The sequence below is a fragment of the Ancylobacter sp. genome (assembly GCF_965229075.1).
In the GTDB taxonomy this organism is placed as follows: domain Bacteria; phylum Pseudomonadota; class Alphaproteobacteria; order Rhizobiales; family Xanthobacteraceae; genus Ancylobacter.
This window is the reverse complement of sequence record NZ_CBDDIO010000002.1, coordinates 1860001-1879981: the sequence shown is the minus strand read 5'-3', so window position 1 is coordinate 1879981 and position 19981 is coordinate 1860001. Positions and strand designations below refer to the sequence as shown.

The following is a 19981-nucleotide window of genomic DNA, read 5'->3' as shown; positions in this document are numbered from 1 at the left end:
GCAAGGGAGGACCATATGATCCGCGCCGCAATCGCCGGCCTTGGCTGGTGGGGCAAGCACATGATCCGCCGCATGGCGGATTCGGACCAGCTCCGCATCGTCGCCGCCATCGACACATCCGACGCCCAGGCCGCCTTCGCCGCCGAGCATGGCATCCCGCTCACCACGAACTGGGACGACGTCCTGTCCGATCCCTCGATCGACGCGGTGATCCTGTGCACCCCGCATTCGCTGCACACCGCGCAGGTCGCCATGGTCGCGCGGGCTGGAAAACACGTGTTCTGCGAGAAGCCCCTCGCTTTGACCCGCGCTGACGCCGAGCGCTCGGTCGCTGCCTGCCGCGCCGCGGGGGTCAGGCTCGGCATCGGCCATGAGCGTCGCTACGAACTCGCCATGCTGCAGATCAAGGAGCTCGTGCAATCCGGCGCGCTCGGCACCATCATGCATGTCGAGGCGAATTTCAGCCATGACAAGCTTGCCGCCGTGCCGAAGACCGACTGGCGCGCCTCCACTGTCGATGCGCCCGCCGCCGGCATGACCGCCATGGGCATTCACCTCACCGACGGTTTTCTCGAACTGTTCGGCCCGATCAGCGAGGTCTATGCCGCGACCTCGACGCGGGCGACCGACCGGCCGAATGGCGATGTGGTCTCGGTCCACACGCGCTTCGCGTCCGGCGCCACCGGCTATCTTAATGCCATACTGGTGACGCCGCTCTATATCGGCATCACCGTTTTCGGCACCGATGCCTGGGTCGAGGCGCGCAACCAGACACACCCCGACACCCCTGGCCCGACCACGCTGACCATCCAGTACAAGGACGGGCGGCGGGACGTGCGCGAATATGAGTGGACCGACACGGTGCGCGCCAATCTCGAAGCCTTCGCCCGCTCGATCGAGACGGACGCGCCCTACGTGTTCACCGACGAACAGAAGGTCGGCAACATCGCCGTGCTCGAAGCGATCTGCCGCTCGGTGGCGACCAATATGCCGGTCGCGGTCGAGGCGGCCGCGCCGTTCGACCGTCCCTCGCTCGCCGTCAGCGCCTGAGGAGGTGACATGGACAGCCTGACCGACGCCCCGCCCCGCTACCGCGAACTGAACCCCGCCGATCTCGATGCCGACCAGCTCCGCATCTTCGACGCCATCGGCCGTCCGCGGGCCGGTGCGGTGCCGGCGCCCTTCCACATCTATGTCGAGAGCCCGGAGTTGGCCGCGACCGCGCAGGCGGTCGGCGCCTTCTGCCGCTATCGCACCGGTCTTTCGCCGCGCCTGTCGGAACTCGCCATTCTCACCACCGCCTCCTTCTGGGGCGCGGAATATGAGTTTGGCGTGCATGCCGGCGAGGCGCGCAAGGCCGGGGTGCCGGAATTCGAGATCGAGGCGCTCGCCGCCGGCCGCCGGCCGGATTTCACGGATGACGACGCCGCGCTGGTGCATGATTTTTCCGCCGCGATCTACCAGCACAAGGATGTGCCGGACGATCTGTTCGCGGCAGCAGTGACGCGCTTCGGCCGTCGCACGGTGATCGAGTTGACCGGATTGCTCGGCTACTACTCGATGCTTGCCATCGCCCTGCGGGTGTTTCGGGTTCCCTCGCCCGCGTGAGAGGATTTGCGATCAGCACGAAGGGCACGCCACAAAACAATAGGCGCCCTTCCGGAGGAAGACGCCATGGAATTGCGAAGCATTGAAGCCTTCGTGCGCGTTGCCGAACTTGGCAGCATCACACGCGCCTCCCGCGATCTCGGTATCGTCCAGCCGGCGCTGAGCCGGCATATCCAGCGCATCGAGACCGAGATCGGCGCCCAACTCCTGGTCCGGTTGCCCCGCGGGGTGCAGCTCACCCTCGCCGGTCGTCGTTTCCTCCAGCACAGCCGCCGCATCCTCCAGGAGGTGGCTCATGCCGCGCAGGAGATGAACATTGGCGGTGACGGCGTGTCGGGCAAGGTGGTGGTCGGCATCTCGCCGACCCTTTCCTCGCTTCTCGCGCCCGGACTCATCGAGCGCTGTGTCGCGACCTACCCGGCGATCAACCTCACCATCGTCGAGGAGTTCACCCGGCGGCTGCAGGTCGATCTGGTCAATGCCCAGGTCGATCTCGCCCTGCTCACCAACCCGCCGCCGAACCGTGCCCTGCGCTTCACGGCGGTGCTGACCGAGCCGATCGTCGTGGTGATGCCGCGCCAGCAGCGTGGCGTGTCGCCGGTGGTGACGCTGGACGAACTGGCCTCGACGCCCATGCTGGTCACCCGCGGCATCCGCGCGCTGGTCGACGAGCAACTCGCCTCGCACGGCATCTGCGTCGAGGTGGATTGCGAAATCGATGCGGTGGAGGCCATTCGGCGGATGCTGCTGCGTGGGCGTGGTGCCTCGATCATGCCGATCTCGACCTTTCGCAAGGAGATCGACGAAGGCCAGCTCACCGGGCTTGCGGTTGGCGGCGTCAATCTCAGCCGCACCATCATGCTCTCGCATGTCGGCGACAAGGTCAGCCCGGCGGCGCATGCGGTAATGGGACTGCTGCGCGCCGAGATCGACACATTGGCCCAGCGTGGCATCTTCAGCGCGCTCCCGGACACCAACGCCTCGCACTGGGCCGCCCCGCAGCACCGCACCCTTGCCGGCGTGGCCTGACGGGTTTTCCGCCTCCCCCACAGCAAAACGGCCGGGCCCCCTGCCCGGCCGTTGTCGTTTGAGCCAGAGAGCAGGTCCTAATCCGCGCTCTCCTCGAAGGCACGCTGGCGTGTCATGCGGATCATCGGCGCCACCAGCACGATCAGCAGCAGGACCGTCATCACCAAGAAGCTTAGGCTGATGGGCCGCTGGACGAACACCATCGGGTCTCCGTGGGAGATCAGCAGCGCGCGGCGCAGCGTTTCCTCGATCATCGGGCCGAGGATGAAGCCGAGCAGCAGGGGCGCCGGCTCGCAATGCAGGCGCTTCATCAGATAGCCGAACGCCCCGAACACCGCTGCCAGCACCACATCGAGCGCGTTATTGTTGATGCTGTACACGCCGATGCAGCAGAACAGCATGATGGCGGGATAGAGCATGCGGTAGGGCACCGAAAGCAGCTTCACCCAGATGCCGACCAGCGGCAGGTTGAGCACCACCAGCATGAGATTGCCCAACCACATCGAGGCGATGAGGCCCCAGAACAGATCCGGCCGCTGGGTCATGAGCTGCGGGCCGGGCGACAGGCCCTGCATCATCAGCGCGCCGATCATCAGCGCCATCACCGCGCTCGACGGCAGGCCCAGCGTCAGCATGGGGATGAAGGCCGTCTGCGCCGCAGCGTTATTGGCCGCCTCCGGCCCGGCGACGCCGGCGATGGCGCCTTTGCCGAATTCGCCAGGGGTCTTCGACAGCTTCTTTTCCAGCGCGTAGGTGGAGAACGACGCCAGCACCGGCCCGCCGCCCGGCAGCAGGCCGAGCGCGCCGCCGAGCAGGGTTCCGCGCAAGGCCGGCGGCACGAAGCGGCGAAAATCCGCCCAGCGCGGCCAAAGCCCGCGCACTTCCTTCACGAAGCTGCGCTCCTCGTCCTTCTGCGTGAGATTGGAGATGGTCTCGCCAATGCCGAACATGCCCATGGCGATCACGGCGAAGTCGATGCCATCGGCAAAGGCGGGAACGCCGAAGGTGTAGCGCTCCAGGCTGGTATTGGCGTCGATGCCCATCGTTCCGAAGAGGATGCCGACCAGGATCATGCCCACCGCCTTGACGACAGATCCGTGCGCAAGGATCACGGCGGCCACCAGGCCGAACAGCATCAGCGAGAAATAGTCGGCCGGCCCGAAATCAAGCGCCACCTCCGCCAGCGCCGGCGCCGCCACCGCGATCACGACGGTCGCCAGCGTGCCGGCGATGAAGGAACAGAGCGCCGCCGTAGCGAGTGCCAGCCCGGCCTGTCCCTTGCGGGCCATCTGGTAGCCGTCGATGGCCGTCACCACCGAGGAACTCTCACCGGGAAGATTGACGAGGATCGCCGTGGTCGAGCCGCCATATTGCGCGCCGTAATAAATGCCGGCGAGCATGATCAGCGCCGCCGGCGCCGGCAGCGCGAAGGTGACCGGCAGCAGGATCGAGATCGTCGCGACAGGCCCGAGGCCGGGCAACACGCCGATGATCGTGCCGAGCAGCACGCCGAGAAAACCATAGACCAGGTTTGCCGGCGTCATCGCCACCGAGAAACCGAGGAAGACATCGTTGAAGAGTTCCATCACTGCCCCTCACCACAGATGCGTGGCGGGCAGATGCAGGCCCAGCCCATAGGAGAACAGGAGCAGGCAGAAACCGACCAGCCCGACCGCGAGCAGCCCGGTCTCCAGCGGCCTGTAGTGCTTGCCGGCGATGCGCGCGCCTATGACGACCACCAGGCCGGCGACCGGGAACCCCCAGTCCTCGATCAGCAGGCCGAACAGCAGGATGCTGACGATCAGCAGCGCCAGCGGCCGGAAGTCGATCGACCCGACCTCTTCGGTCTCGGTGAGGAAGGACCGCAGGACGAGGATGCCGCCGAGCAGGATTAGCCCGCAGCTGATCATCAACGGGAAATAGCCGGCACCCATGCGGGCCGCGGTGCCGATGGGATAGTCGGAACCGATGATCATGGCGACCGCGCCGAGGGCGCAGAAGAACAGTCCGGTCACGAAATCGGAGGAAATCCTGATGTCCATGCACAACCCCAATGGATGGTCCGCCGCAGCTTGAGGCGTCGAGGCGGAAGGATCGGTCAGAACAACGAGAGGCCGACGCCTGTGGCTGTGGCGCCGCCCCTTCGCTGGCGGGACATCAATCGGCCTTGGCGCCGATATCCTTGATGACGGCGCTCCATTTGTCGGCGTCGGCCTGGATATAGGCCTTGAAGTCCGCCGGGCTGGGGCTCGACACCGCCATCACGCCGGCATCCGCCATCCGCGTCTTGATGGTCGGATCCTTCATCGCCTCGACGATCGCGGCATGCAGCTTGTCGATGATCGGTTGCGGCGTGCCGGCCGGCGCCAGAATGCCCTGCCAGGACGATGACACGCTCTTGGGGAAGCCCTGCTCGGTCATGGTGGCCACGTCCGGCAGTTGCGACACGCGTTCCTTGGTGGAAACGCCCAGCGCCTTGAGCCGCCCACCCTTCACATGGTTGATGCCGGACGAGATGGTCACGAACATCAGGCTGACATGGCCGCCCATCACATCGGCCGTGGCCGGGCCGGCGCCGCCCTTATAGGGGACATGGATCATGTCGAGCCCTGCCTCGCGCCGGAACGCCTCTATTTCCAGCCGGTTCACCGAGCCGGTGCCGGGCGAGGCGAAGTTCACCTGCCCGGGGCGGGCCTTCACATACTCGACCAGTTCCTTGACGTTGTTCGGCGGGAATTGCGGGTTGGCAATCAGCAGGCCGGGTGTGTCGGCGACGATGGAGATCGGGATGAAGTCCTGCAGCGGCTTCACCCGCAGGCTGGAGAACAGCGACGGGTTGATCGACACCGTGCCGACATTGCCGAGGAACAGCGTGTAGCCGTCCGGCTTGGCCCGGGCGGCGAAGTCCATGCCGACATTGCCGGCCGCGCCGTCACGATTCTCGATGACGATCTGCTGACCGAGGATTTCCGAGAGGCGCGGCTGCAGCAGCCGGGCGGCAAAGTCCGACGCGCCGCCGGGCGCGAAGGGCACGATCAGCGTGATCGGCTGGGTCGGATAGTCGGACTGTGCCGATGCGGGGCGCGGGGTGGCGAGGCCGACGGCGAGTGCGGCGGCCGCGCACACGGCTAAGGAATTTACGGCACGGCGCGTGACGGACGTGTTCATCGTTCCCTCCCAGGATAGCCGCGCCGCTTCTTATTCTGGCTGACGCCGGCTCGCTTTAGCGATGTCAGGCACGGCGCCTTCAGGCCATGGCGGCCTCACGCATCATCTCGCGCTCGCCTTCCACTTCGAGCGGCAGCTTCACCGGCCGCTTGAGTTTGGCGGAAAGATCGAGCGCCTTGGTCAGCATGAGCCGGTTATGGGCCTCGGCCGCGGTCGCGTGCTGGGTCGGAAGGTCGAGCGCGACGCGGTTAAGCCAGGATTCCGTCTCGGTGCGCATCGGGCCGCGCAACTCGCCAAGGGCCATGTCGCCCGGCGGATAGCTGCCCATAAAATCGACGAGCCGGGTCTTGTCCGGCAGATAGCCTTCTTCCTGTGGCGCCGAGACCGCCAACACGATATCGCGATGGGTGTCATCGATAGTGAGCACGCCGGTGGTGCCAACAATGCCCACCTCAAGGCTGTAGACCGCGCCGGGCCAGGTCACCGGCAGCGCCCACGAGATGGCGAGGTGATAGACCGAGCCGTCGCTCATCATGATCATGCCGGCGGTGCCGTCGATGCCCTGCCAGTCGGCGCCGAGCACCTTGTCGACCGAGCGGGCATAGACCTCGACCGGGGTCTTCGCCTCCAGGTACCACATCACGATATCGAGGGCGTGGGTGCCGGAAATCACCATAGGCGAGATGGTCTTCGGCGCATCGGAGCGCCGGTAATTATCGATGGCGACCAGCCGGTTCATGAAGGCGCGAGAGGTCACCATGGTCACGTCGCCGAGCGCGCCGGTGCGCACTTTCTCCTTGGCGGCGAGCCAGCGGCGGCGGAAGCGCTGGGTATAGCCCACCACCGCGTCGACACCGGCGTTCTCGATCTCGCGCAGCACACGCATGGAATCGTCGAGATGGGTGGCGAGCGGCTTTTCGATCAGCATCGGCAGTTCGCGTTCCAGCGCCGCCATGACTGGCTCGACATGCAGATGCTCGTCGGTGGCGACGATCACCGCCGTCACCTCCGGCCGCTTCAGCAATTCGCGATGATCGGTGGTGATGAAGTCGGCGCCGATTTCGGCCCCCACGCGCTGGCCGCGCTCGGGATTGATCTCGGCGAGGCCGATCCATTCCACCGCCGGATGGCGCGCGGCGACAGCGCCGCGGAACAGGCCGACACGTCCGGCGCCGATGATGGCGAGGCCAATACCCTTGGGAGACTGGCGACCCATCACCGTGATCCCTCTGCCGCCGCGACGCAGACATCGGCCTGCGGACGCGAAGTGCTGGCGTCGCCGTCCGTTTTCCTCATGGTTTCCACCTGCTCAACCGTTGTTGTTGATGTGGAGCGGACCATGCGTTTCGAGGCCGCGCAAATGCTCTTTCGCCATTGGGACATAGTGAAAGGGCATGGATGCAGGACCGGTACCAAGGTCAGAACGGGTCCTCCGGACGTCGGTTCGAAAATTAGTCAGAATTTATTGACTTGTGAAAAATGTTCAAACATCGTTCATATGTTAATCTCATTCGGTGCGGCGCTCCTCCTGCCTGGAGCATGCGCCGAACACGTCCTGACATCGATCCCGCCACGCAAACCGAAGAACGGGCCGGCGGGACTGCAACGGGAGGAAGCCACACATGTCCGCACAAGCCGCCATGTCGCGTGAAACCAAGAACGAAGGCGCGGTGAAAGCCGGCGACGGCGCCTATATTTTCGACCTGCTCACCCTCGATAAGATGGAAGCCGGCCCGACCTACAGCACCGCCATCGGCCCGGTGGTCGAAGGCGAGCGCACGCAGGTCGGCTTGATGCGCAAGGCGCGCGGCACGGGCGCCCGGCCGCATTCGCACCCCAATGAGCAGTGGAACTACGTCATTCAGGGGCGGCTGCGCGTGAACATCGAGGGCGAGCCGGAACGGATCGCCGGTCCCGGCACGCTGATCTTCTTTCCCGCCAACAAGGTCCATTCCACCGTCGCCCTGCCGGACGAAGACGTGATCTTCTTTGTCGCCAAGGATCTGTCCTTCGGCATTGCCGGTGTCGCCGCCGACGGCAAGAACAGCGGCGCTTTCTATGAAAAGGGCTTCGAGCCCAAGGCCTGATGCAAGCCTGATCGCCCGGAAGACGCGGCTGCGCCAACACCCGCGTCTCTTCTCGACCGCCCGCACCGCGCCGGTGCGCGCGGGCCGGCCAGCGCACAAAAACCGCGCGGCCAAAACCTGGGAGGAAAACACATGATGAAACTCGCCGCCGGCCTCGCGGCCGTGATGCTCTCCGTCGCCGTCGCCCCGGCGGCGCATGCGCAGGTCTATCCCGCCAAACCGATTGAACTTGTCTGCTCGACCTCGCCCGGCTCCACCGCCGCGCAATGGTGCCAGCTCATGGCGCAGGTGCTCTCCAAGCCCGACGTGCTCGGCAAGCCGGTGAACGTGGTCTACAAGGGCGCCGGCTCCGGCAATGAGGCGGCGGTCTATGTGATGAGCCGCCCGGCGGATGGCTACACGCTGCTGCACGCCAGCGCGAGCTTCGCGGGCTACATGAACCTGCCGACCTTCTCCGCCAAGCCGGATGATTTCGAATTCGTGGTCAAGGTCGAGAAGTTCGTCTACGCGCTCGCCGTCCGCTCCGACAGCAAGTACCAGACCTTCGGTGAACTGGTCACCGCCGCCAAGCTGGCGCCGGGCAGCATCGGCGTCGCCGGCAACAAGATCGGCTCAATCCACCACAAGCACATCCTCTCCGCCTTCACGGCGGCGGGCGCGAACGTCAACCACATTCCCTATGAGGGCTCGGGCGACGCGATCCGCGACCTGCTCGGCGGCCATGTCCCGGCGGGGCTCGGCACGATCGGCCAGATCATGCCGCATCAGGAAGCCGGCAAGCTGCGCACCCTCGTGGTGTTGAACGAGACGCGCTCGCCCAAAATGCCCGACGTGCCCACCATTCAGGAGCTCGGCTACGTCTACCCGATCTCGCATCAATGGCAGGGCATCTTCGTCAAGAAGGGCACCCCCGAGGACGTAAAGGTCAAGGTGCGCGCCGCCTTTCAGAAGGTGGTCGATGGGCCGGAATATGCCGAATATCTGAAGAACAGCCCGCATGTCGAAAAGGCGTTCGAGACCGATGGCGCGAAGCTGAAGAAATCGTTCGACGACGAACGTGAGGGCTACCGCACCTTCATGCAGCAGAACGGCATTCTCTGAGCCTTGCCCCCTTCTGTCCGCGATCGGCCAAAGGGCGCGGACGGCCCGTCAACGGCCCCGATCCAAGGGAGCATCGCCATGGAAGAGCGTGGCATCGTCCGCATCAATCGCGGCGTCGCGGAGGTGGTCACCGCATTGGTGGTTCTCGCCGCCGTCATAGCCCTGTTCATCAACAGCCTGAGCCTGCCGCCATCGCCAATGCGCGGTTATCCCGGCCCCGGCTTCATTCCCCGCATCATCCTGCTCTTCACCGGCGCCTTCGCCTTACTCTGGCTCGGCCGGCTCTATCTCGGCCGGGGGGGCCGCCGGCATGACCCGGGGTCGCCCGAGGCGGAAGCGGAGGCGGCGCCGGTCGTCTTCGAGTATCGCGATTTCGCCGTCGCCATCGGCGCCGGCGCTCTGTTCGCGGTCGGCCTCGACACGGTCGGCTTCGAGATCACCTGCGTGGCGATCGCTTTCGCGCTGCTCTATCCGCGGCTCGATTCCCCGGCGACGAGCGCCTTCGCCGCCGTTGCGACCATGCTGACGATCTATCTCGTCTTCGTGCTGGCCCTCGGCGTGTCGATCCCGCTGGCCTTCCTGCCCAGCTACATCACCTTCTGAGGAGGCCGCGATGGAGGTTCTACTCGACAACCTGATCCCGGCGACGCTTCTGGTCCTGTCGCCGACAAATATCCTGATCATGTTGGCCGGCGTCGTCGTCGGCACGGTGCTGGGCGCCCTGCCGGGCTTCGGCGCGGCGCAGGCGCTGGCGCTGATGTTCCCCTTCACCTTCTTCATGTCGCCGGAAGCGGGAGCGCTGTTCTTCATCTCGATCTATGCGGCGGCGGAATATGGCGGCTCGATCCCGGCGATCCTGATTCGCACGCCCGGGACTGCAGCGGCGGCGGTCACGCTGCTCGACGGCTACCCGATGGCCCAGCAGGGCAAGGCGGCGCGCGCGCTCAAGATCTCGCTCTATACCGGCGTGGTCGGCTCCATCGCCTCCAGCCTGATCTTCCTGTTCGCCGCGTCGGGCCTGGCCTGGATCGGCCTGCAGTTCGGCCCCAGCGAAATGTTCGCGGTCGGCGTGTTCGGTCTGTCGATGATCGGCTCGTTCTTCGGCAACAGCCCAGTGAAGGGCTTCGTCGCTACCGGCATCGGCCTATTCCTGGCGACCATCGGCAGTTCCGGTTTTGCCGGTCTACGCTTCACCTTCGGCCTGGAATCGCTGATGGAAGGCCTGCCGCTGATCGTCGTCATCACCGGCCTCATGGCAATGCCGGAAGCGTTCCGGTTGTTGATGGCACGCAAGGGCGAGGCCGGGCTCGACCTGCAGTCGATCAAGGGCGCGGACCGCGAGAAAAACCATGTCGGCTGGAAGGAGATGAAGAAGCTCTCGCCGACCATGCTGCGCGCGACGGTGATCGGCACCGCCATCGGCTCCATTCCCGGCCCCGGCGCCACCGTGTCCTCGATCGTCGCCTATAATGAGGAGCGCCGCGCCTCCAAACACCCGGAGAAATTCGGCACCGGCTGCGATGAAGGCGTCGCCGCGCCGGAAACCGCCAACAACGCCATCGTCGCCGGCGCGCTCATCCCCTCGCTGGCACTGGGTGTACCGGGATCGGGCGCCATCGCGATCCTGCTCGGCCTGCTGATCTCCAAGGGTGTGGTGCCCGGCCCGCTGCTGTTCGAGCGGAACGGGCTGCTGGTAATGGCGATCTTTGTCGGCCTCGTCGTCTCGGCGCTGCTGATGCTGCTCGTCGGCATGGCGGGTGTCCGGGTCTTCGCGCTCGTCGCGCAGATTCCCCGCTACATACTCGGCCCGTTCGTGCTGATCCTTCTGACCATCGGCGTCTTCGCCGACCAGACCTATACCCCGCACATCATCATGGCGCTGATGCTCGGGGCGGTCGCCTTCTGGTTCGACAAGATCCAGATGCCGGTGATCCCGATCGTGCTCGCCTTTGTCATGGGCCCGATCGTCGAATCCAATCTCAACCGGGCCATGGTGATCCATGGCGGCGATCTCAGCTTCATGCTGACACGGCCGATCACCATGGGCCTGCTGCTGATCTCCTTCGTCACCGTGGTCCTGGCCTTCCGGCGGTCGAGTCAGGCGCGCCGAAGCGGCCGGCGCCCGGCGACCGCCTGACATGAGACGACCGGCGCCCACGGGCGCCGGTCGCTTGCCGGCATCGCTTTGCTGAGGGTCAGGAAGCGGCGATCATCGCCGCTTTCAGATCGTTGATCTGGGCGATGGAGCGGTTCGACAGCGGCAGGTCCACCGGCTCGTTGATCGCCGCCGAGAGATCGGCCGCCAGATAGCTCTCCATCACCATACGGGCATGTTCGGGCGCCACCATGGGCGCGCGGTCGAGCAGCACCGATTCAAGGAAATGGATGGTCTCCGGCCCCATCTGGCCGGCAAAGACGTGATCGACCTGCTCGCCGGGCATGGTCGACATCGGGAAGCGCGTGCCCCCGCTCACCGTGCTCAGCCAGTTATCGCGCTGCGTGTCGTCGAGGATCAGGGCTCCCTCGGTGCCGGTGATCTCGATCCAGGTGCCGCAATAGTTCGGATAGGCCGGCGGCAGGTTCCAGCCGCCGCCAATCACCACCAGCATGCCATTATCCATGGTCACGGTGGACCACATGCAATCATAGGAACCGTTGACATCCTGCATGTAGCCATAGGCACCCTGCGAATAGACCCGCACGGGCTTGGCCGGCTCCAGGAGCCAGAACACGAAATCGAGGTCGTGTGTCGATTCCATCGCGGCCGGTGACAGCTTCACCCGCGAGGCGATCTTTTTGCCAAGGCTGCGCGACAAATGGCGTGACACCATCACATTGACCACGCGGCCCAGAGTCCCCTCGGCGATCTGCTTCTTGGCGTAGGCGATCTTGGGGTTGAAGCGCTGCGAATAGCCGATGGTGAATTTCACCCTGTTGCGGTTCGACAGCTCGATCAGCTCATTCGCCTCCCATAGCTCCATCGCGATCGGCTTCTCCAGCAGGACATGCTTGCCGGCCTTGAGGCAGTCGCGGGCGATCGGGTAGTGCGTGCTCTCGGGCGTGGTCGAGATGTAGACGACCTGGATGGCGTCGTTTTCGACGATGTCACGATAGTCGAGGGTCGCCGTGGCCGCGTTGGTGAGGGTGCGCACCTCCTCGAGCCGCTCGGGCCGGATGTCACAGATGTGCAGCTTGTCCACCAGTGCCGATCGCGAAAGGGTCTCGGCGCGGATCCCGCCGCACCAGCCCGTGCCAATGACCGCTACCTCGACCTGCCGCATGATCTGATCTCCTTCCGACCCATCGCACCCGGCGATCGGGAATGCTGGAGACTACCGGAGCTAAATGCCGTAGCGGCAATGCTTTTCGGGCATGCAACCATCAGTTCCGGGCATGCGGGACACCTCGGCCGCGGGCGCCCGGCCATCAACGCGGCGGGCGGGCCGCGCCGCGGCGGAGGGCGGACCGCCAGAAAAACAAAACCCGCAGCCAAGGCTGCGGGTTTTGTCGTCTTGATGGTTGCGGGGGCAGGATTTGAACCTGCGGCCTTCAGGTTATGAGCCTGACGAGCTACCGGGCTGCTCCACCCCGCGTCAGAGACGGGAAGTCGCCGTGGCGTCTTGCCTATGGCGGCTATCTAGCAATCCGCATGGCCAAATGAAAGGGGTCCGGGCTATCTTTTTGTCACCCTATCGTCGTCTCGGGCGTTGAGAAAGCACCTAACAGGCTGATTTGGAAAGGTGTTTCATCGTGGAGAAGGTTTCGGACAGCGCTGCGGCAGCGGTGGATAGCCCCGTTCCGGCGGACCATACGCCGCCCACGCGTCTGGCGCTGGCCCTGGACGACGCCTTCACCGAGGCCCGCGACGCGCTTGCCCTCCGCGATCCGGAAGCGGCGGTGCATGGGGTGCGCAAGGGCTTCAAGCGGCTGCGGGCGCTGCTGCGCCTCGCCGAGGCCGCCCGCGCACGCGCGGTTTCCCAGCGAGCCCGCGCCGCCCGGCGCGCTTTGGCGCAAACGGCGCGCCATCTCGCGCAGGCCCGCGACGCGGCGGCGCGGGAGGACGCGCTGGACGATCTCGTCGCCAAGGCGGGCCTCGCCAAGACCACTCGCCGCGCCGCCGGCCGCGCTCTCGCCAGCACCGACGCGCCGGCCCCGGCGGGCGACGGCGTCGGCGCGCATCGTGCCGCGCTGGAGGCGGAGATGGCGGCTTTGGCCGAGGCGCTGCCCCGGCTCGGCGCCGCGCTGGATGACGACGCGCTGTGTGCGGCTCTGGCCGCCTCCTATGCCAAGGCGCGCCGCGCCGGCCGCGCCGTCGATCCGGCCGACGACGACAGCCTGCATGAGCTGCGCAAGGATGTGATCGCCCAGCGCTACCAGATGGAGCTGGTGGTCGCCGATTGGCCGGCGCTCGGCCAGTTCTGGGTCGACGAATTGCAGCGGCTGCGCGACAAGCTCGGCAAGCATCACGATCTCGCCGTGCTGCGCACCCTCACCGAGGTGCAGCCCGCGCGCGCCGGCCGGCCCCCGGCCTGGTGCGCCGCGCTGCTCGCCGCCATCACCGCGCGGCAGGCCAAGCTCGCCCATTCCGCCCTGCTACTCCACGCCCGGCTGTTTGCGGAGAAGCCGAAGGCCTTTCGCCGCCGGCTTTCCGCCTATATGTCTGCTGTATCCGAGCGGAAATAGCGGGGCCGGGACGCCCATGCCGCGCCCTTGAAGAGATTGGGACCCGCCCATGTTCGTGCGGCAGATGCACTATCTCGTCGCTTTGGCCCGCGAGAAGCACTTCGGCCGGGCGGCAGCCGCCTGCCATGTCACCCAGCCGACCCTGTCCGCCGGCATCCGCAAGCTGGAGCAGGAACTTGGCGTGCCCATCGTCGCGCGCGGCCATCGCTTTCTCGGCTTCACCGCGGAAGGCGAGCGGGTGCTCGGCTGGGCCCGGCAGATCGCCGCCGATTATGAGAGCCTGAAGCAGGAAAAGGTGGAGACCGGCAGCAGCATCACCGGCACGCTGCGCGTCGGCGCCATTCCCGCCGCGACCGCCGCCGCCCCGGCTTTGCTCGCCCCGTTCCGCGACCGCCATCCCGGGGTTAGGGTGCAGATGCTCACCCTCTCCTCGGCGGCGATCCAGCGCGGGCTCGATGCGATGGAGCTCGACGCCGGCATCACCTATCTCGACAATGAGCCGCTGAACCGCGTGCGCCGCGTGCCGCTCTACCGCGAGCATTATGTCTTCATCACCCGCCCGGACGAGCCGCTCGCCCGCCGGCGCAGCCTGCGCTGGGCGGAAGCGGCGGCGCAGCCTCTGTGCCTGCTCACCCCGGACATGCAGAACCGCCGCATCATCGACCAGGTGATGGCCGAGGCCGGCCTCGCCTCCGCCCCGGTCATCGAGACCAATTCCTTCATGGGCGTGTGGTCCTTCGTCCGCCGGGGCCCGTGGAACAGCCTGGTGCCGGAGGCGAGCTTTCGCGGGCTGGGCGACGGCGCCGATCTCGCCGCCGTGCCGCTGGTGGACCCGGTGCATGTGCAGCCGATCGGCCTTGTGCTCTCCGAGCGCGACCCGCTGAGCCCGGTGGCCGGCGCGCTGCACCGGCTGGCGCAGAAACTGGCGCGTGAGGGGACGCTGGAAGGGCTGTTCAGTTGATGCACCACCGGCGGGGCCGTTCCGAACCGCCTCCGACAACCCCGCGCGGGGCGAAGCGCCGGCCGATGCCCGAACCTTCATATCCGCCGTCTATCAATTGTTCACTGCTTTCAATTTGAAGCGGCCTCGCCCCCGGGCCAGTGTCAGCGGGCCGGCGAGAGGCGGGGCCGATCACCCCGCCCCGCCCGGCACAAGGACGACCGCCGCGCCGTTTCGGAACTGTTTCCCCGACCGGTGCCCTGCTGAGATGGAGAAGCCGGCCCGGCCGGCAGGCAGGCTCTGCCGCGCGACGCGGCGGAAACGTCCCCGCTCAACCCCAAGCGAGGAAATGACCCGATGGCGAAGGTTCTGTGCGTTCTCTACGATGACCCGATCGACGGCTACCCCACCACCTATGCCCGCGACGACCTGCCGAAGATTGATCATTATCCCGGCGGCCAGACCCTGCCGACGCCGAAGGCGATCGATTTCACACCGGGCACCATGCTCGGCAGCGTCTCCGGTGAGCTCGGCCTGCGCACATACCTCGAATCCAACGGCCATACGCTGGTGGTGACCTCCGACAAGGACGGCCCGGATTCGGTGTTTGAAAGGGAGCTGGCGGACGCGGACATCGTCATCTCCCAGCCCTTCTGGCCGGCCTATCTCACGCCCGAGCGCTTCGCCAAGGCGAAGAACCTCAAGCTGGCGCTGACGGCCGGCATCGGCTCCGACCATGTCGACCTTCAGTCGGCTATTGATCGCGGCGTTACCGTGGCGGAAGTCACCTATTGCAACTCGATCAGCGTCGCCGAACATGTGGTGATGATGATCCTCGGCCTGGTGCGCAACTATCTCCCCGCGCATGACTGGGCGCGCAAGGGCGGCTGGAACATAGCCGACTGCGTGAAGCACTCCTACGATCTGGAAGCGATGAGCGTCGGCACCGTCGCCGCCGGCCGTATCGGCCTCGCCGTGCTGCGCCGCCTCGCGCCCTTCGACGTGAAGCTGCACTACACCGACCGTCACCGCCTGCCTGAGTCGGTGGAGAAGGAACTGAACCTCACCTGGCACGCCTCGCCCACCGACATGTACCCGCATTGCGATGTGGTGACGCTGAACTGTCCGCTGCATCCCGAGACCGAGCATATGGTGAATGAGGAGACGCTGAAGCTGTTCAAGCGCGGCGCCTATATCGTCAACACCGCGCGCGGCAAGCTGTGCGACCGCGACGCGATTGCCCGGGCGCTGGAGAACGGCACGCTCGCGGGCTATGCCGGAGATGTCTGGTTCCCGCAGCCGGCGCCGGCCGATCACCCCTGGCGCACCATGGCCTGGAACGGCATGACCCCTCACATGTCCGGCACCTCGCTCACCGCTCAGACCCGCTACGCCGCCGGCACGCGGGAAATTCTCGAATGCTTCTTCGAGGGCCGGGCGATCCGGGACGAATACCTCATCGTCCAGGGCGGCAACCTCGCGGGTGTCGGCGCGCATTCCTATTCCAAGGGCAACGCGACCGGCGGCTCGGAAGAAGCGGCGAAGTTCAAGAAGGCGGTGTAGGTCGCCCCACAATAAGCCGGCTATCGGTCGTCCGCCGCGAACGGACGGCCACTCTCCCAAAGACCCGACTGGGCGTGCCGTGTGAACCACGGCTCGCCCTTTTTGTTGCGTCGCCCGCCGCCCCTCGCGGGCGCCGGACCCAGGGGAAACAGTCGCCGGCGCGCGGAGCTGTCACCTCTGCAGATGGTGGCCGGTGGGGCGCGGAGCGTGTGGTGACGGGACGGCCAAGTGTTGAGGCGCGGCGGTGAGAGCCCCACCCCGCGACAGCGGGAAGGCCGGTCGCAGCCGATCTGTATCGTGTGGATGCCCCCTGAGGGGGCGCGGCGACGAGGCGCGGAAGTGGCGCATGCATGGAAGCGCCTCGGTTCAGCGTGGTGGTGAACCGGACGGGGGTCGACTGAGAATTCCTGGCTTGTGATGCCCGTGGCGGACCGGCCGGTCGCGCAGCCGCCGGCTTTCGCAGGTTGTGCTGCCGAGCGGATGTCGCTTTGCGATCGGCACACTTCGTCGCCCGTCGGCGCGCCGGCTCTGGTCGGGACGCGTGGCTGCGGTAGTTCAGCCGCGTCCCCATAGCAAAACCCCGCCTGTGATGTCTCACGGGCGGGGTTTTGATTGGGGTGTGAAGAAGCTGTTTTGCTGTGCTTAGCAGGCCTGGCAGCGACCTACTCTCCCAGGTCTTGAGACATAGTACCATCGGCGCTGAGGAGTTTAACGGCCGAGTTCGGGATGGGATCGGGTTGGGGCTCCTCGCAATGGCCACCAGGCCGGCGAAGCACAGCATTTTGCGAAGCAAGGACCCGTTAGGGTCGGCGCGTTTGCGCCTGGTCTTTGGATGTCTTTGATCCTTGATGGGATGGCCATCGAGGATGAGAACGATCAAGCCAATCGAACGATTAGTACCGGTAAGCTCAATATGTTGCCATACTTACACACCCGGCCTATCAACGTGGTCGTCTTCCACGGTTCTCAAGGGAATACTCGTTTTGAGGTGGGTTTCCCGCTTAGATGCTTTCAGCGGTTATCCCGTCCGTACATAGCTACGCTGCACTGCGGCTGGCGCCACAACAGCTCCACCAGAGGTACGTTCATCCCGGTCCTCTCGTACTAGGGACAAATCCTCTCAATATTCCTACACCCACGGCAGATAGGGACCGAACTGTCTCACGACGTTCTGAACCCAGCTCACGTACCACTTTAATCGGCGAACAGCCGAACCCTTGGGACCTGCTCCAGCCCCAGGATGTGATGAGCCGACATCGAGGTGCCAAACGATGCCGTCGATATGGACTCTTGGGCATCATCAGCCTGTTATCCCCGGCGTACCTTTTATTCGTTGAGCGATGGCCCGTCCACGTGGGACCACCGGATCACTATGGCCGACTTTCGTCTCTGCTCGACTTGTCAGTCTCGCAGTCAGGCGGGCTTATGCCATTGCACTCGACGACCGATTTCCGACCGGTCTGAGCCCACCATCGCGCGCCTCCGTTACTCTTTGGGAGGCGACCGCCCCAGTCAAACTGCCCACCATGCAATGTCCCGGATCCGGATGACGGACCGCGGTTAGACATCCATATCTATAAGGGTGGTATTTCAAGGATGGCTCCACGAGAGCTGGCGCCCTCGCTTCAAAGCCTACCACCTATCCTACACATACCGACACGAATGCCAGTGCAAAGTTGCAGTAAAGGTGCACGGGGTCTTTCCGTCTGACCGCAGGAACCCCGCATCTTCACGGGGAATTCAATTTCACTGAGTCTATGCTGGAGACAGCGGGGAAGTCATTACGCCATTCGTGCAGGTCGGAACTTACCCGACAAGGAATTTCGCTACCTTAGGACCGTTATAGTTACGGCCGCCGTTTACCGGGGCTTCGATTCAAAGCTTGCACCTCTCCTCTTAACCTTCCGGCACCGGGCAGGCGTCAGACCCTATACGTCATCTTGCGATTTCGCAGAGCCCTGTGTTTTTGCTAAACAGTTGCCACCCCCTGGTCTGTGCCCCTCCACACTGGTTGCCCAGAATGGAGGCCTCCTTATCCCGAAGTTACGGAGGTAAATTGCCGAGTTCCTTCAGCATAGTTCTCTCAAGCGCCTTGGTATACTCTACCAGTCCACCTGTGTCGGTTTCGGGTACGGTCTATGTTGTGGGAGCTATTTCCTGGAACCCCTTCGAAGCCAGAACAGAACCAATTCGTCTGACAACACACGGGATTCGTCACTACCCACAGGCTCAGGAATATTCACCTGATTCCCATCGACTACGCCTTTCGGCCTCGCCTTAGGGGCCGGCTAACCCTGCGCAGATTAGCTTTACGCAGGAACCCTTGGACTTTCGGCGACAGTGTCTCTCACACTGTTTGTCGTTACTCATGTCAGCATTCGCACTTCCGATACCTCCAGAGGCCCTCACGGGTCCTCCTTCGCAGGCTTACGGAACGCTCCGCTACCGCTCATCCGAAGATGAACCCTAAGCTTCGGCGCGTGGTTTGAGCCCCGTTACATTTTCGGCGCAAGAATCCTAGACCAGTGAGCTGTTACGCTTTCTTTAAAGGATGGCTGCTTCTAAGCCAACCTCCTGGTTGTTTTCGGACTCTCACATCCTTTCACACTTAACCACGACTTGGGGGCCTTAGCTGTAGGTCAGGGTTGTTTCCCTCTCGACGACGGACGTTAGCACCCGCCGTCTGTCTCCCGCGCAGTACTTCCAGGTATTCGGAGTTTGGTTAGGTTTGGTAAGATGGTAAATCCCCCTAGCCCATCCAGTGCTCTACCCCCTGGAGTATTCACGCGAGGCACTACCTAAATAGTTTTCGCGGAGAACCAGCTATTTCCGAGTTTGATTGGCCTTTCACCCCTAGCCACAAGTCATCCGAGACCTTTTCAACGGGCACCGGTTCGGTCCTCCAGTGCGTGTTACCGCACCTTCAACCTGCTCATGGCTAGATCACTCGGCTTCGGGTCTAATCCGACGAACTGAACGCCCTGTTCAGACTCGCTTTCGCTGCGCCTACACCTATCGGTTTAAGCTTGCTCGCCAGACTAAGTCGCTGACCCATTATACAAAAGGTACGCAGTCACCCAGGACGAACCTTGGGCTCCTACTGTTTGTAGGCATCCGGTTTCAGGAACTCTTTCACTCCCCTTGTCGGGGTGCTTTTCACCTTTCCCTCACGGTACTTGTTCGCTATCGGTCGCTGAGGAGTACTTAGGCTTGGAGGGTGGTCCCCCCATGTTCAGACAGGATTTCTCGTGTCCCGCCTTACTCGAGGATGAATGCTTGCATTACGTGTACGGGGCTATCACCCACTAAGGCTCGGCTTTCCTGACCGATTCCACTTGTCGCACATTCACCACTGGCCTGGTCCGCGTTCGCTCGCCACTACTAACGGAGTCTCTGTTGATGTCCTTTCCTCCGGGTACTTAGATGTTTCAGTTCCCCGGGTTCGCTTCAAACCCCTATGTATTCAGGATTTGATACCTTCATCTGACAACTGGAATTCCAAAGCCTCATCGCACCGGATCGCTCCAGTGTGGCAAGACTTCAGAGTCCCAGTCGTCGAAGGTGGGTTTCCCCATTCGGAAATTCACGGATCAAAGCTTGTTCGCAGCTCCCCGTGACTTATCGCAGCGTACCACGTCCTTCATCGCCTCTCAGCACCAAGGCATCCACCGAATGCCCTTAAGACACTTGATCGTTCTCATCTTCGATACCCACCCCATGGAACTCCAAACACGAACCGGGCTCCGTCCGGGTGTGCAACCCGAGCGGCGGTTCGTGGGGGCGTGGCGGTTTTGAGAGACCC

The 19981-nt window shown here is 64.5% G+C and carries 15 protein-coding genes, 1 tRNA gene and 2 rRNA genes; 10 read left to right on the top strand and 8 right to left on the bottom strand.

The genetic code is table 11. The features are described from left to right. The first annotated feature begins 15 nt into the window (after positions 1-15). The 3 genes from ACO07Z_RS14800 (at position 16) to ACO07Z_RS14790 (ending at position 2637) form a co-directional block, all read left to right on the top strand. Positions 16-1050, top strand: coding sequence for a Gfo/Idh/MocA family protein (locus ACO07Z_RS14800; protein ID WP_421699396.1), 1035 nt, complete (start codon positions 16-18; stop codon positions 1048-1050). A 9-nt stretch (positions 1051-1059) separates the two neighbouring features. After that, on the top strand, positions 1060-1608 hold the full coding sequence (locus ACO07Z_RS14795; RefSeq protein WP_421699395.1) for a carboxymuconolactone decarboxylase family protein: 549 nt from the start codon (positions 1060-1062) through the stop codon (positions 1606-1608). A gap of 66 nt (positions 1609-1674) precedes the next feature. Then, positions 1675-2637, top strand: coding sequence for a LysR family transcriptional regulator (locus ACO07Z_RS14790; RefSeq protein ID WP_421699394.1), 963 nt, complete (start codon positions 1675-1677; stop codon positions 2635-2637). A 77-nt stretch (positions 2638-2714) separates the two neighbouring features. Here the strand turns inward: ACO07Z_RS14790 and ACO07Z_RS14785 are convergent, their stop codons facing one another. From ACO07Z_RS14785 to ACO07Z_RS14770, 4 genes are all read right to left on the bottom strand, one after another. Continuing rightward, a complete protein-coding gene (locus ACO07Z_RS14785) occupies positions 2715-4223 on the bottom strand; it encodes a tripartite tricarboxylate transporter permease (protein ID WP_421699393.1) in 1509 nt (502 codons plus the stop codon). Between the two features lie 9 nt (positions 4224-4232). After that, a complete protein-coding gene (locus ACO07Z_RS14780) occupies positions 4233-4679 on the bottom strand; it encodes a tripartite tricarboxylate transporter TctB family protein (RefSeq protein WP_421699392.1) in 447 nt (148 codons plus the stop codon). 115 nt (positions 4680-4794) lie between these two features. Next, the gene (locus tag ACO07Z_RS14775) at positions 4795-5805 is read right to left on the bottom strand and encodes a Bug family tripartite tricarboxylate transporter substrate binding protein (RefSeq protein WP_421699391.1); all 1011 of its coding nucleotides are present in this window, start codon (positions 5803-5805) and stop codon (positions 4795-4797) included. Between the two features lie 79 nt (positions 5806-5884). After that, positions 5885-7021 (bottom strand): Gfo/Idh/MocA family protein, encoded by a 1137-nt coding sequence (locus ACO07Z_RS14770; protein ID WP_421699390.1) that lies wholly within the window; start codon positions 7019-7021, stop codon positions 5885-5887. A 406-nt stretch (positions 7022-7427) separates the two neighbouring features. Here ACO07Z_RS14770 and ACO07Z_RS14765 point away from each other — a divergent pair, with 406 nt between their 5' ends. The 4 genes from ACO07Z_RS14765 (at position 7428) to ACO07Z_RS14750 (ending at position 11130) form a co-directional block, all read left to right on the top strand. Next, on the top strand, positions 7428-7892 hold the full coding sequence (locus tag ACO07Z_RS14765) for a cupin domain-containing protein (RefSeq protein WP_421699389.1): 465 nt from the start codon (positions 7428-7430) through the stop codon (positions 7890-7892). Between the two features lie 132 nt (positions 7893-8024). After that, positions 8025-8993, top strand: coding sequence for a Bug family tripartite tricarboxylate transporter substrate binding protein (locus tag ACO07Z_RS14760; protein WP_421699388.1), 969 nt, complete (start codon positions 8025-8027; stop codon positions 8991-8993). Positions 8994-9071: 78 nt separating this feature from the next. After that, complete coding sequence (locus tag ACO07Z_RS14755; protein WP_421699387.1) at positions 9072-9596, top strand: tripartite tricarboxylate transporter TctB family protein; 525 nt, start codon at positions 9072-9074, stop codon at positions 9594-9596. Positions 9597-9606: 10 nt separating this feature from the next. Then, complete coding sequence (locus ACO07Z_RS14750; RefSeq protein ID WP_421699386.1) at positions 9607-11130, top strand: tripartite tricarboxylate transporter permease; 1524 nt, start codon at positions 9607-9609, stop codon at positions 11128-11130. A 58-nt stretch (positions 11131-11188) separates the two neighbouring features. Here ACO07Z_RS14750 and ACO07Z_RS14745 read toward each other — a convergent pair whose 3' ends face one another. Both ACO07Z_RS14745 and ACO07Z_RS14740 read right to left on the bottom strand, forming a co-directional pair. Continuing rightward, positions 11189-12274, bottom strand: coding sequence for a Gfo/Idh/MocA family protein (locus tag ACO07Z_RS14745; protein ID WP_421699385.1), 1086 nt, complete (start codon positions 12272-12274; stop codon positions 11189-11191). Between the two features lie 235 nt (positions 12275-12509). Beyond that, positions 12510-12586: transfer RNA gene (locus tag ACO07Z_RS14740), tRNA-Met, on the bottom strand. Between the two features lie 157 nt (positions 12587-12743). Here ACO07Z_RS14740 and ACO07Z_RS14735 point away from each other — a divergent pair. The 3 genes from ACO07Z_RS14735 to ACO07Z_RS14725 all read left to right on the top strand — a co-directional run bounded on the left by ACO07Z_RS14735 (position 12744) and on the right by ACO07Z_RS14725 (position 16179). Beyond that, positions 12744-13676, top strand: a complete 933-nt coding sequence (locus ACO07Z_RS14735; protein ID WP_421699384.1) for a CHAD domain-containing protein — start codon at positions 12744-12746, stop codon at positions 13674-13676. Between the two features lie 49 nt (positions 13677-13725). Continuing rightward, a complete protein-coding gene (locus ACO07Z_RS14730) occupies positions 13726-14637 on the top strand; it encodes a LysR family transcriptional regulator (protein WP_421699383.1) in 912 nt (303 codons plus the stop codon). Between the two features lie 336 nt (positions 14638-14973). Further along, entirely contained in the window at positions 14974-16179 is a 1206-nt protein-coding gene (locus tag ACO07Z_RS14725; protein ID WP_421699382.1) for an NAD-dependent formate dehydrogenase, read from the top strand. Positions 16180-16828: 649 nt separating this feature from the next. On the opposite strand, the gene rrf is transcribed toward ACO07Z_RS14725, so the two are convergent. Both rrf and ACO07Z_RS14715 read right to left on the bottom strand, forming a co-directional pair. Continuing rightward, positions 16829-16943 (bottom strand): 5S ribosomal RNA (gene rrf / locus ACO07Z_RS14720). Positions 16944-17051: 108 nt separating this feature from the next. Beyond that, positions 17052-19872 (bottom strand): 23S ribosomal RNA (locus ACO07Z_RS14715). Positions 19873-19981 lie beyond the last annotated feature (109 nt).

Coding starts and splice junctions, on each gene's coding strand:
- ACO07Z_RS14780 (WP_421699392.1), bottom strand. CDS start 4,679: ATGGACATCAGGATTTCCTCCGATTTCGTGACCGGACTGTTCTTCTGC.
- ACO07Z_RS14745 (WP_421699385.1), bottom strand. CDS start 12,274: ATGCGGCAGGTCGAGGTAGCGGTCATTGGCACGGGCTGGTGCGGCGGG.
- ACO07Z_RS14755 (WP_421699387.1), top strand. CDS start 9,072: ATGGAAGAGCGTGGCATCGTCCGCATCAATCGCGGCGTCGCGGAGGTG.
- ACO07Z_RS14750 (WP_421699386.1), top strand. CDS start 9,607: ATGGAGGTTCTACTCGACAACCTGATCCCGGCGACGCTTCTGGTCCTG.
- ACO07Z_RS14775 (WP_421699391.1), bottom strand. CDS start 5,805: ATGAACACGTCCGTCACGCGCCGTGCCGTAAATTCCTTAGCCGTGTGC.
- ACO07Z_RS14730 (WP_421699383.1), top strand. CDS start 13,726: ATGTTCGTGCGGCAGATGCACTATCTCGTCGCTTTGGCCCGCGAGAAG.
- ACO07Z_RS14790 (WP_421699394.1), top strand. CDS start 1,675: ATGGAATTGCGAAGCATTGAAGCCTTCGTGCGCGTTGCCGAACTTGGC.
- ACO07Z_RS14725 (WP_421699382.1), top strand. CDS start 14,974: ATGGCGAAGGTTCTGTGCGTTCTCTACGATGACCCGATCGACGGCTAC.
- ACO07Z_RS14795 (WP_421699395.1), top strand. CDS start 1,060: ATGGACAGCCTGACCGACGCCCCGCCCCGCTACCGCGAACTGAACCCC.
- ACO07Z_RS14770 (WP_421699390.1), bottom strand. CDS start 7,021: ATGGGTCGCCAGTCTCCCAAGGGTATTGGCCTCGCCATCATCGGCGCC.
- ACO07Z_RS14760 (WP_421699388.1), top strand. CDS start 8,025: ATGATGAAACTCGCCGCCGGCCTCGCGGCCGTGATGCTCTCCGTCGCC.
- ACO07Z_RS14785 (WP_421699393.1), bottom strand. CDS start 4,223: ATGGAACTCTTCAACGATGTCTTCCTCGGTTTCTCGGTGGCGATGACG.
- ACO07Z_RS14800 (WP_421699396.1), top strand. CDS start 16: ATGATCCGCGCCGCAATCGCCGGCCTTGGCTGGTGGGGCAAGCACATG.
- ACO07Z_RS14765 (WP_421699389.1), top strand. CDS start 7,428: ATGTCCGCACAAGCCGCCATGTCGCGTGAAACCAAGAACGAAGGCGCG.